Origin of the sequence: Rhodococcus sp. CX (genome assembly GCF_015865005.1) — a bacterium.
In the GTDB taxonomy this organism is placed as follows: Bacteria; Actinomycetota; Actinomycetes; order Mycobacteriales; family Mycobacteriaceae; genus Rhodococcus.
In genome coordinates this window covers 33,737-44,687 of sequence record NZ_JADZGH010000007.1, presented here as the reverse complement: position 1 = coordinate 44,687, position 10,951 = coordinate 33,737, and the positions used below count along the sequence as shown (strand labels likewise).

The 10,951-nt window shown below is 68.4% G+C and carries 14 protein-coding genes; 9 read left to right on the top strand and 5 right to left on the bottom strand.

All coding sequences use genetic code 11. From position 1 onward, the window contains the following. Nucleotides 1-44 precede the first annotated feature (44 nt). Both I0Q12_RS00360 and I0Q12_RS00355 read left to right on the top strand, forming a co-directional pair. Nucleotides 45-839: a MerR family transcriptional regulator gene (locus I0Q12_RS00360; protein ID WP_197250062.1), complete on the top strand. Its 795-nt coding sequence runs from the start codon at nucleotides 45-47 to the stop codon at nucleotides 837-839. After that, nucleotides 836-1,681 (top strand): hypothetical protein, encoded by an 846-nt coding sequence (locus I0Q12_RS00355; RefSeq protein ID WP_197250061.1) that lies wholly within the window; start codon nucleotides 836-838, stop codon nucleotides 1,679-1,681. The genes I0Q12_RS00360 and I0Q12_RS00355 overlap by 4 nt, the downstream gene beginning before the upstream one ends. Nucleotides 1,682-1,751: 70 nt before the next feature. Here I0Q12_RS00355 and I0Q12_RS00350 read toward each other — a convergent pair whose 3' ends face one another. Continuing rightward, entirely contained in the window at nucleotides 1,752-3,035 is a 1,284-nt protein-coding gene (locus I0Q12_RS00350; protein WP_197250060.1) for a competence/damage-inducible protein A, read from the bottom strand. 169 nt (nucleotides 3,036-3,204) lie between these two features. On the opposite strand from I0Q12_RS00350, the gene I0Q12_RS00345 reads away from it, so the two are divergent. From I0Q12_RS00345 to I0Q12_RS00335, 3 genes are all read left to right on the top strand, one after another. Then, nucleotides 3,205-3,603 (top strand): VOC family protein, encoded by a 399-nt coding sequence (locus tag I0Q12_RS00345; RefSeq protein ID WP_197250059.1) that lies wholly within the window; start codon nucleotides 3,205-3,207, stop codon nucleotides 3,601-3,603. Between the two features lie 177 nt (nucleotides 3,604-3,780). Continuing rightward, nucleotides 3,781-4,824: a zinc-binding dehydrogenase gene (locus tag I0Q12_RS00340; RefSeq protein ID WP_197250058.1), complete on the top strand. Its 1,044-nt coding sequence runs from the start codon at nucleotides 3,781-3,783 to the stop codon at nucleotides 4,822-4,824. A gap of 30 nt (nucleotides 4,825-4,854) precedes the next feature. Further along, nucleotides 4,855-5,280, top strand: a complete 426-nt coding sequence (locus I0Q12_RS00335; protein ID WP_197250057.1) for a VOC family protein — start codon at nucleotides 4,855-4,857, stop codon at nucleotides 5,278-5,280. 24 nt (nucleotides 5,281-5,304) lie between these two features. Here the strand turns inward: I0Q12_RS00335 and I0Q12_RS00330 are convergent, their stop codons facing one another. Together I0Q12_RS00330 and I0Q12_RS00325 are read right to left on the bottom strand one after the other, a co-directional pair. Beyond that, nucleotides 5,305-6,300, bottom strand: a complete 996-nt coding sequence (locus tag I0Q12_RS00330; protein ID WP_197250056.1) for an AraC family transcriptional regulator — start codon at nucleotides 6,298-6,300, stop codon at nucleotides 5,305-5,307. A gap of 1 nt (nucleotide 6,301) precedes the next feature. Further along, on the bottom strand, nucleotides 6,302-7,495 hold the full coding sequence (locus tag I0Q12_RS00325) for a pyridoxal phosphate-dependent aminotransferase (protein WP_197250055.1): 1,194 nt from the start codon (nucleotides 7,493-7,495) through the stop codon (nucleotides 6,302-6,304). A 119-nt stretch (nucleotides 7,496-7,614) separates the two neighbouring features. On the opposite strand from I0Q12_RS00325, the gene I0Q12_RS00320 reads away from it, so the two are divergent. After that, nucleotides 7,615-8,271 (top strand): carboxymuconolactone decarboxylase family protein, encoded by a 657-nt coding sequence (locus I0Q12_RS00320; RefSeq protein ID WP_197250054.1) that lies wholly within the window; start codon nucleotides 7,615-7,617, stop codon nucleotides 8,269-8,271. Here I0Q12_RS00320 and I0Q12_RS00315 read toward each other — a convergent pair. Together I0Q12_RS00315 and I0Q12_RS00310 are read right to left on the bottom strand one after the other, a co-directional pair. After that, entirely contained in the window at nucleotides 8,193-8,609 is a 417-nt protein-coding gene (locus tag I0Q12_RS00315) for a VOC family protein (protein WP_197250053.1), read from the bottom strand. The two genes, I0Q12_RS00320 and I0Q12_RS00315, sit on opposite strands and share 79 nt — an antisense overlap. A gap of 20 nt (nucleotides 8,610-8,629) precedes the next feature. Continuing rightward, nucleotides 8,630-9,553, bottom strand: coding sequence for a sigma-70 family RNA polymerase sigma factor (locus tag I0Q12_RS00310; RefSeq protein ID WP_197250052.1), 924 nt, complete (start codon nucleotides 9,551-9,553; stop codon nucleotides 8,630-8,632). Between the two features lie 77 nt (nucleotides 9,554-9,630). Here I0Q12_RS00310 and I0Q12_RS00305 point away from each other — a divergent pair, with 77 nt between their 5' ends. From I0Q12_RS00305 to I0Q12_RS31600, 3 genes are all read left to right on the top strand, one after another. Beyond that, nucleotides 9,631-9,915, top strand: a complete 285-nt coding sequence (locus I0Q12_RS00305; RefSeq protein ID WP_197250051.1) for a metalloregulator ArsR/SmtB family transcription factor — start codon at nucleotides 9,631-9,633, stop codon at nucleotides 9,913-9,915. Then, a complete protein-coding gene (locus tag I0Q12_RS00300) occupies nucleotides 9,912-10,298 on the top strand; it encodes a VOC family protein (protein WP_197250050.1) in 387 nt (128 codons plus the stop codon). Before I0Q12_RS00305 ends, I0Q12_RS00300 begins: the two co-directional genes overlap by 4 nt. Before the next feature lie 230 nt (nucleotides 10,299-10,528). Continuing rightward, the coding region (locus I0Q12_RS31600) for a protein kinase (RefSeq protein ID WP_231609744.1) at nucleotides 10,529-10,951 on the top strand (423 nt) is incomplete at its 3' end.

The window sequence follows — 10,951 nt, the reverse complement described above, 5'->3', positions numbered from 1 at the left end:
GGGAGACTTGACCCTGACGCAACGTCAGGGTTGATGCTGGGGGCATGAGAATCAGCGAGCTCGCGCAGGCGGCCGAGACCACCGTCAGGACGGTTCGGCACTACCACCGGCTCGGGTTGCTGCCGGAACCGCCGAGGTCCTCCAACGGGTACCGCGTGTATTCGTTGGAGGACCTGGTCCGGCTCATGCGCATCCGCTGGCTCGCCCGCTCCGGGGTGCCGCTCGGATCCGTCGCCACGGTCCTCGGTGCGACGGACGACTCCGACGACCTCGGAGCCGACCTCGAAGCGCTGCTCGCCGCCGTCGAGGAACAACAGCGCACCCTGCAGGTCAAACGCGATTCGCTCGCGGCGATGCTGGACCTGCACCGGCGCGGTGAACCGCTCTCGCCGCTGTCCGCGCCGCTCGCGCAGGCGTTCGCCGAACTCGTCGACGGTGAGACCGATCCACGCGTGCGGGAGTTGTTCGTCCGGGAACGCGACAGCTGGGAGATCCTCGCGCTGTCCGGACAGACCCCGCAACCCTTCGTCGACGCCGCAACCGCAGCACTGACCGACCCGGAATGCCGGCACGAATTGGTCGCCCTGTATCGCCGGTTCGGCGCGCTCGCCGGCCGCGACCCCGCCGATGTGACCGAGCACATCGAAGAGACCGCCGACGCCCTGGCCGCCTTCTTCGACGACCTCGACGACCCGGACGGGATGTTCGCGCAATGGGCGACGACCGCGGCCGACGTCGCCGACAGTCCCCACATGGCCGAGGTCCTGCCCGATCCCGCGCAACGCGCCGTCGCGGTCCGGGTCATCGAGACGATCGCAGCGCGGGCGGTGGAGTCGTGACCGCGCAGCGGATCCACCGCGGCGCACTGGTGGTGGCGATCCTGACGGCGCTGACGAACGCGGTGCTCGCCGCCGTCGGCATCCTCGCCCCCGGAACCGCGTTCGTGTTGTGGCTCGCGGTCGAACTCCCGTTGTTCGCCCTCGTCGTCACCGTCACCGTCGTGCGGATCCGGGCGCTGCGTCGATCCGGTGCCTCCTGGAACGCCGTGCTCGACGAGCTCGCCGGCCCCGCTGCCGGCCTGATCCGCGCGGAACTGCGCGCCTACCGATCGCTGTGGCTGTTCGCCCGGCGACGCCGCGACGGCCTGCGCGACGGGATGGTCGCGATCGGCTACACCAGGGGCACGATGGGCATGCCCATCGCTTTCCTGATCGCGTGTGTGGTCGAAACCGTCGCCATCCACCTGCTCGTGCCTTGGCCGTGGCTGCGCACCACCCTGCTGGTCGTCTCGGTGTACGGCTTCGTGCCGCTGCTAGGTATCCTCGCCTCCCGCGTGGTGCATCCGCACCTGCTCGACGACGCCCGGTTCGTCGTCCGGTCCGGGCATCAGGTGGTCGCGACCCTTCCTGTCGGCACCGTCGAGAAAGCGTTGATACACAGGAGATTCCAGCACACCTCGCCGATCGTGGAGGACGACGTGCTGTATCTGCCCGGGTCGGACGGCACCAACGTCGACGTGCTGCTGCGCGAACCGATCGAGGTGAAATTGCCCTATCTGCTCGAACGCCGGCGCACCACCACTCAGGTCGGGCGCGTGGCGTTGCAGGTCGACGACCCCGAAGACCTCCGCGCTGCATTCGCCGCACTGCGGAGCGAAACCGGGATCACCTCGACGGGCTGAAGCCGACGAGTCGCGGTCCCGACGTCGAGGAAGTTGGCGAGAGCGGTGGGGAGGTGGCTCGGGTGCAGACTCAATATCGTTTCAGTTGTGCGACAACGAGATGCAGTGCGGCCGTGGTGGTGAGGGTTCGGACCCGCTCGCGGTCCCCGGGGAAACGGCGGGTGACGGTGTACGTCGGTCGTCCGTCGATCGCGACGCCGAAGCAGACGGTGCCCACCGGTTTGGTGTCGGTGCCGCCGTCGGGGCCGGCGATCCCGGTGGTGGAGACCGCGACGTCGGCTTCGAGACGGCGTCGGACGCCCTCGGCCATCGCTGCGGCGACCTGTTCGCTGACCGCACCGTGTGCGGCGATCATCTCGGCCGGTACGTCGATCAGGTCGGACTTGGCGTCGTTGGAGTACGAGACGACGCCGCCCATGACATAGGCCGACGACCCGGGTCGGGCGGTGAGACGCGCAGCGACGAGTCCGCCGGTGCACGATTCCGCGGTCGCGATCGACCGGCCGTCGAGGACGTCGATCAGCTGGTCGTCGATGGTGGAGCCGTCGGTGGAGAAGATCTGGCGCCCATGGTATTCGGTGAGAACACCGAGAAGACGGCGGTAGACGTCCGCGTCGCCGGAGGCGAATCGGGTCACCATGTCGAGTTCGCCGCCTCGAAGACATGTGGTGATCTCGAGCCGGTCGAAGTCGGCGATCTCTGCTTCGGCCCGGCGCAGTGTCTCGGCGAGTTGTGCCTCGTGCAATCCGTAGGCGCGCACGGTTTCCTGCTGCAGGTCGTCGGCTCGGGACAGTACCTCGGCGACCGCAGGTGAGGTGACCGCGCTCGGCCACATCGCCTGCAACTCTCCGGGCGGCCCGGGCAGGATCACGAACGTCGGGATCGGCCGGTCACCGCCCACTGCTGGGATTACCACGCCCGGCGCTGTGCCGGTCGGCGGCAAGGCGGTGGCACCGGCGGGAACCTGCGCCTGCTTGCGGATCCCGATACGCGTCGGCCCTGCGTCCAGGTCCGGGGTGTTCGGACGGAAGCGGCCGATGACACCCGCGATGTGTTCTTCGAGTTCGGGGTCGAGCAGCAGCTCACGGTTACAGAAATCGGCGACGGTCGCGACGGTGAGGTCGTCGGCGGTCGGGCCGAGCCCTCCGCTGGTGACGATGAGGTCGACGCCCTGATCGGCGAGGAAGCGCAGTTGTGCGATCAGGTCGGCGGGCCGGTCGCCGCAGATCGTGATGTGGGCGACGTCGACGCCGAGTGTCAGGAGCTGCTGGGACAACCACGGTCCGTTCTGGTCGGCGATCCTCCCGGTCAGTACCTCGGTCCCGGTCACGACTATTCCTGCACGCACGCTCACGGCGTCGAGCCTAGTCGGGAGGCGTCCCAGATCAGCCGTAGGCGTCGGCGACACTCCCGGGACACAACGCGATGCCGTTCGCCGCGGACCGATGAGTTTCGGGGGCGCGGGGAGTCCAGCCCTGTGACGGCGTCCGGTTTCGGATGCCGCGGACCGGAGGAGCCTTTCCATGCACTCGACGATCTTCGTGAACCTGCCTGTCGCCGACATCGATCGCTCGCGGCAGTTCTTCACAGACCTCGGTTACACCTTCGACGAGAAGTTCAGCGACGGCCGCGCGCTGGTGCTCGTACTGGGTGAGAACCGGTTCGCGATGTTGATGCTGCGCGATTCTTTCGACTCTCTCCATCCGGCGCGGACCGCGGACGCCTCCGAGGTGAAGGAATGTGTCATCTGCTTGGGTGCCGACAGCCGTGAGGATGTGGACGCGCTGGTGGATCGTGCTGTCGCCGCGGGCGGTGCTGCAGGGGACAGCGAGGATCACGGCTTCATGTACGGTCGCAGCTACGACGACCCGGACGGCCACTCCTGGCAGATCTTCTGGATGGACCCGTCCGCACGGGGCTGAGCGTCCCGGACCCTTTGCCGGTGCCGCAACACCTCCGGCGCCGAACTGCGCCTCCGCGCCGCCGGATTCGGCGCCTGCTCGGTCCACCCGGAACCGGAAAACACACATGGCGACCGCGCGGGCCGTCGCGGTAGTAGGGTCGCGAGCGACGAGGGTTGCCGACACGAACGAGGGACGATGGCCGACACCATGCGGGCAGCGAGATTCTATGCCGATTCGAAAACCAATGTCCTGGAAGATGTTCCGATTCCCTCGCCCGGGCCCGGGGAAGTACTGGTGAAGGTCGAGTTCTGCGGGATCTGCCATTCCGATCTGAGCCTGCTCGACGGCACCTTCCCGCCGCTGCTGCAGGTCGTCACGCAGGGGCACGAAGCATCCGGCACCATCGCCGCCCTGGGCGCCGGGGTCACCGGCTGGCAGGTCGGTGATCGGGTGATTCCGTCCGCCGGGCGCCCGTGCTTCCAGTGCCGCAGCTGCCGCCGCGGCGACCTGACCAACTGCGAGAACATCCAGCTGATGGCCTTCGCCTACGACGGCGCGTGGGCGGAGTACACGGTCGCGCAGGCCGGCGGCCTGACCCGCATCCCCGACAACGTCTCGTTCGAGCGGGCGGCGATTCTCGCCGATGCCGTCTCGACCCCCTACGGCGCCGTGGTGCGGACCGGGCAGGTCCGGGTCGGCGAGGCCGTGGGCGTGTGGGGCGTCGGCGGGGTCGGTACGCACATCGTGCAGCTGGCGCGGCTCGTCGGCGCCGTCCCGGTCATCGCCCTCGACATCGATCCCGTCGTCCTCGACCGGGCGCTCGAGCTCGGCGCCGACTACGCCTTCGACACCCGCGACCTCGACCTGCCCGCCAAGATCACCGAGGCGACGAACGGCAAGGGTCTCGACGTCGCGTTCGATTCCGCGGGTCTGAAGGTCACATTCGATCAGGCGCTGGGGGCGGTGCGCCGCGGCGGGCGGGTGGTCGTCGTCGGATTGAGCGGTCAGGAGGCGTCGCTCGGCCCGACCGCGAACTTCGGGTTGTCGCAGAAGCAGGTGCTCGGGCATCTGGGCTACAAGAACGTCGACATCGAAGTCCTCGCCGAGCTCGTCTCCCGCGGCCGGCTCGATCTGTCCCGTTCGATCAGCGAGATCGTGCCGCTCGAGAACGTCGCGGAGGGAATCGAGAAGCTGCACAACCACGTCGGTAATCCGATCAGGATTCTCGTCCGTCCCTGATCTGTCGGTACCCGGTCGTATCGTCGGCACATGGGATACGAATTTCAGGTGACGGTCGATTCGAACAGCCCGCATACGCAGGCGAAGTGGTGGGCGGAAGCGCTGGGATGGCGGGTCGAGCCGAGCGACGAGAACTTCATCCGCGGTCTCATCGCCGCCGGACAGGCCCGGGAGGACGATACCGAGATCTTCGAAGGCAAACTGGTGTGGAGGATCGGTGCCGCGATCTCCGATCCGGAAACCCCGGCCCGGCCGCGCGTGTTGTTCCAGCTCGTGCCGGAAGGCAAGACGGTGAAGAACCGGCTGCACTTCGACATCCGCGCCGGCGACGACCGCGACGCGCTCGTCGACAAGCTCGTCGCGGCCGGTGCGACCGTCCTGTACCGAGGAAGCCAGGGCCCGTACGAGTGGGTCACCATGACCGATCCGGAAGGAAACGAATTCTGCGTGGCCTGACCGAGGTCGGGGCCCGCCCGCAGGTCAGCGGAAGCTGCGTGGTGTGGATCCGGTCCAGCGCTTGAACGCGCGCCGGAACGCGCTCGGTTCCGAGAAGCCGAGTCGTGCGGACAGATCGTCCACCGACTCACCGCGGCGCAGGCCCGCGATGGCCGCGTCCCGCAGCACCTCCTCCCGGAGATGACCGAGCGACGTGCCCTCCTGCCGCAGCAGGCGACGCAGGTGCGGGGCGCTCACCGACAGCATGTCGGCGATGTCCTCCGCGCTGGCGGTGCGTCCCTTGATGCCCGACTCGAAGATGCGGCGCACCTGCGCCGACGCCGTCGATTCGTAATCACGTTCCGACAGCATGAGATTCGGTGACTCGCGCAGATATTCTTCGAGGCCGCTCTCGGTCTGCACGAGCGGGGACCGCAGCGCGGCATTGTCGATTTCCAGGGCCGCGCGGTCGGCGCCGAACGTGACGGGGACACCGAAGATTGCGTCGTAACTGCGGGCGAGCACCGGATCCGGTTGCGGATAGGGCATTTCCACCGATTCCAGGCGCACCCGCCCGCCGACCAGCCACGCCGCGAAGCGGTGCAGCAGCATCAACAGGAAATCGACGGTGACCCGGGTCTTTTCGGTCACCACGTCGGGGAGTCCCACATCCAGGAAGGTCGTTTCCGGGCCCGGCGTCAGCGTCAGGGTCGGCAGCGTCCGCATGACCCGGTTGACCTCGATCATGCGGGTCAGGGCATGCGACAGGTCGGGACAGTGGATGAGGGTCAGGCACATCACCCGGAAGGATCCGCGCGGAACCGGTCCCGAGCCGAGTCCGAACAGTTCGTCGTCGGTGATCTGCCACGTCACCTGGGTGAACCGGCTGACCTGCTCGGGTGTGAGGCGCGCGTGCGGCTGCGCCAGCACCGCCCGGCTGATCCGCGCCGCATCCAGCGCCGGCGCCAGATCGACTCCTTCGGCGGCAGCGAGCTGGACCGCCCGGCTCACGAAATCGGACGGAATGGTGGGAGCCGACACGTCAGTGCGCCTCCCGCAGGGTCCGCAGCCGTCGCACACCTTCGGTGAGAATCTCGTCGCGTTTGCAGAACGCGAACCGCACCAGATGATTCCACCGTTCGGGATGATCGACGAACGCGCTCACCGGCACCGCGGCGACACCGATCCGCCGGGGCAGGCTACGACAGAACTCGACAGCATCGGTGACGCCGATCGGGGTGACGTCCGCGCACACGAAATATGTTCCGGCCGAATCGAGTACACCGAATCCCGCGTCGGCCAGTGCCGTGGACAGCAGATCGCGCCGGCGTTGCAGGTCGTCGCGCTGTGCGGCGACCCAGGCCTGCTCGTGGGTCAGCGCGTACGCGACCGCCGGCTGGAACGGTGCCCCGGCGACGAACGACATGAACTGCTTGGCGGCGCGCACGCCGTCGATCAGCTCGCGCGGCCCGAGCGCCCAGCCGATCTTCCAGCCGGTCACGTTGAACATCTTCGCCGCGCTCGACACGGTGACGGTGCGTTCGGCCATGCCGGGCAACGACGCGAGCGGGGTGTGCCGGCGACCGTCGAACACCAGATGTTCGTACACCTCGTCCGACAGCACCAGCAGATCTCGTTCGCACGCGAGTTCGGCGACCGCGGTCAGCGTCGCGTCGTCGTACACGGTGCCCGTCGGATTGTGCGGGGTGTTGACGACCAGCATGGTGGTGCGGTCGGTGACCGCGGCGTGCAGCGCGTCGACGTCGAGCACGAAACCGGATCCGGAGCGTTCCAGGGGGACCGCGCGCCGGGTCGCTCCGGCCAGCGCCACCGACGCGGCGTACGAGTCGTAGTACGGCTCGGTGAGCAGCACCTCGTCACCGGGTTCGACGAGCCCGAGGATCGCGGCGCTGATCGCCTCGGTCGCGCCGACGGTGACCAGCACCTCGCCGTCGGGGTCGTATTCGAGTCCGTACCGGGCGGCGCGGTCGTCGGTGATCGCGCGGCGCAACTCCGGCGTGCCCGGACCGGGCGGGTACTGGTTGACGCCGTCCGAGATCGCCTGACGGGCCACCTCGAGCATCGCGGCGGGACCGTCCGTGTCGGGGAAACCCTGCCCCAGGTTCACCGCGTCGTGCTGGATGGCCAGGGAGGTCATCTCGGCGAAGATCGTGGACGCGAACGGTCGGAGCCGGTTGACCGTGCGGACCGGTCGCGGTGACGTCATCTCAGCCATTTCGCCAGCGTAGCGGGGGTGCGGTGGGTTCGATCGGGCAGTAGTGTCACATTCGGGAAGGCTACCTCGTCCAAGAAGATGAGCGGCCCATACGGGGCCGGTGACGAACGGAGACGATCATGGCTCGCATTCCCGTGGTGACCCCCGACCAGGCCGGCCCCGCGACCAAGGTCGCGTACAAGATGGCGGCGCGGATGTTCGGGGAGGTGCCCGAGCCGTTCACGGTGCTCGCCCACCACCCGGGCCTGATGCGCAGCAACGCCGTGCACGAAATGCTCGCGCAGCGGGCGTCGAAGGTGTTGCCGAAGAACGTGCGGGAGATCGCGGTGTACCGCACGGCCTGGAACGTCGGATGTTCGTGGTGCGTCGACTTCGGGACGATGCTGCAGCGCCTCGACGGACTCGACACCGAGCGACTCGAGCACATCGCCGACTACAAGACCTCGGACCTGTACAGCGACGACGAACGCGCCGCCATCGAGTACGCCGATGCGATGACCGGCAACGTCCGCGAGGACGTCACCGACGAGCAGGTCGCGGACCTCGAACGCCGCTTCGGGCAGGCCGGGCTCGTGGAACTGACCTACAACATCGCGCTGGAGAACATGCGGGCCCGCATGAACTCGGCGCTGGGCATCCACGACCAGGGCTTCAGCACCGACGCCTGCCGCGTGCCGTGGGCGGACCAGTCGGCCGTTCAGGGCAGCACGAGTTCGCCGACCGGCCCCGGATTCCAGGCGACCTCCCAGCGGAAGCCGTCGGGATCGGAGAAGTAGCCGGTGTAACCGCCCCATTCGCGGTCCGTACCGCCGGTGACGGTTCCGGCGCCTGCGGCACGGGCCGTGGCGAGCACGCTGTCCACCTCGTCGTGGGATGCGACGTTGTGCGCGAGTGTGACCGGAGGGATGCCGTCGCGGGATGTGGTTCCACCGACCTCGGCCTCGAAGTGCGCACGATCCCAGAGGGACAGGACGATGTGCGCACCGACCTGGATCATGAGGACCTCGCCCGGAGCATCGACGGTCGCCGTCCAGCCCAGCCCGTCGACGTAGAACGCGCGGCTGCGGGCGACGTCGTCGACGGCCAGGGTCACGAAGCTCAGGCGCTGTTCCATGCGGGTGCTCCCAGCTCTTGTCAGTCGGTCCAGGGGGACGGCACCTTGACGCGCCGCAGCTTCTCGGGGTTCGCGATGTCGTAGGCCGCCCAGACCTGTCCGTCGACGACCGTGCACGCCATGATGCGGCCCGGGAATCCCTGGTGGGTCGCGTCACCGGGGGATCCGCTGTTGACGAACCCGAGCTGCCCGTTGACCAGGGCGGGCGTGAAGCCGAGCAGGGACTGTTCGCCGTACTTCTGGACGAGGCCGAGGAAGAACCGGGCGGCCTTCTCCGGTCCGACGATGACGTTGACGGCGGTGCGGGTGGTGCCGTTCGCATCGCCGATCATGCGGGCGTCGGGGTGGAGTGCCGCGACGACCGCCTCGAGATCGTCGGTGGCGATCGCCTCCATGAGCCGCTGCACGGCGGCGTTGTGCTCGTCGTCGCTCACCGGTGGGGGTGCGGCGCCCGCGACGCGGCGCGCGCGGGACGCGAGTTGCCGGGCGGCGGCGGGTTCCACCCCGAGGATGTCGGCGATCTCGCCGAACGGTACGGCGAACGCGTCGTGCAGGACGAACGCGACCCGTTGCGCGGGAGTGAGGGTGTCGAGCACGACGAGCGCGGCGAGGCGGTTGTCCTCGAGTTGCACGACCTGTTCGAGCGGATCCGGGGGTGTGGCGCCGGTCAGCGGGGTGACGATCGGTTCGGGCAGCCACTGGCCGATGTACTTTTCGCGCCGGACCGTCGCGGAGCGCAGCCGGTCCAGGCACAACCGGCCGACGACGGTGGTCAGCCATGCCCGCAGGTCCTCGATGCCGTCGGAATCCGCGCCGTCCAGTCGTAGCCAGGCATCCTGGACGGCGTCTTCGGCGTCGGCGACGCTGCCGGTGAGCCGGTACGCGACCGACAACAGGTGGGGCCGGTGTTCCTCGAACGAATCGACGAGCGACGCAGCGCGCATGGGTCCGATGGTACGACGCCCGGTCGCGGTCGGTCGGCACTTGATAGGCAAGTGGCCACTTGCCTATAGTGGGGCTCGTGGCCGACGTCTTCCACGCGCTCGACGATCGGACGCGCCGCATCATCCTCGACGAACTCGCGGCCGGCGACGGCCGCACGCTGTTCGAGATCTGTTCCGTGCTCGCGATGCGTCACGGTCTCGGTCTCACACGCCAGGCGATCTCGCAGCATCTCGCGGTGCTCGAGTCCGCCGGACTGGTCGTCACGGAGCGACGCGGACGATCCAAGTTCCACTACTTCGACCCCGCACCGCTCGCCCGGATCACCGAGCGGTGGCCCACTCGCGAAAGGACAGACCGATGAGGATCAACCTGACGAGCGTGTTCGTCGACGACCAGCGAGCCGCCCTCGCCTTCTACACCGACGTGCTCGGTTTCGTGAAGCACCACGACATTCCGATCGGTGACGCCTCGTGGCTCACCGTCGTCTCGCCCGACGCACCGGACGGACCGCAGCTGCTGCTCGAACCCGCGGGGCACCCGGCGGTCAAGCCGTATCGGGACGCCCTGCGGGAGGACGGAATCCCGTTGGCGCAGTTCGCCGTCGACGACGTGGAGGCCGAGCATGCCCGGCTCACCGCCAAGGGTGTCGAGTTCACGATGCCGCCCACGGACATCGGCACCGCGGTCGTCGCCGTCTTCGACGACACGTGCGGCAATCTCATCCAGATCGTCGCCGAGAAATAGTTGCGAGCCGCAACATCTGTTGTGTCCCGATGTAGTTCGCGTCAGGTGCTCCTTCGCGACGTAACGGCGTCCTCGGTCGACCGCAATTCGGCGTGATCCCCGGACGACACGCGGCGATATTCTTGAGGGGACGCCCAGGAGGTGGGGGCGTACGGAGGAACTTGCGCCGGTCGTGCCGTCGGGACCGGTGCGTGCGAACTACGAGTCGACGGAGTGAGTAGCACGTTCCGATGAGCGCAGCGGATCCGCTCGACACGCAGACATACCCACCCGACCCGGCCGGGGAGCTGGCCGCTGCCGGTTTCGAGGGGGTCGAGCAGATCGGCCACGGCGGGTTCGGAGTGGTCTACCGCTGCACCCAGACCGACCTGGATCGCACGGTCGCGGTCAAGGTGCTCACCGTCGATCTCGACGAGGAGAACCGGGCGAGGTTCTTCCGGGAGCAACAGGCGATGGGACGGCTGACCGGGCACCCGAACATCGTCCACATCCTGCAGGTCGGTACCACCGGCAGCGGCCGTCCCTACCTGGCGATGCCCTACCACCAGCAGGGGTCTCTCGATGCGTGGATCCGCAGCCAGGGTCCGCTGCCGTTGGATCAAGCGTTGCGGCTCGGGGTGAAGATGGCCGGCGCGATCGAGTCGGCGCACCGG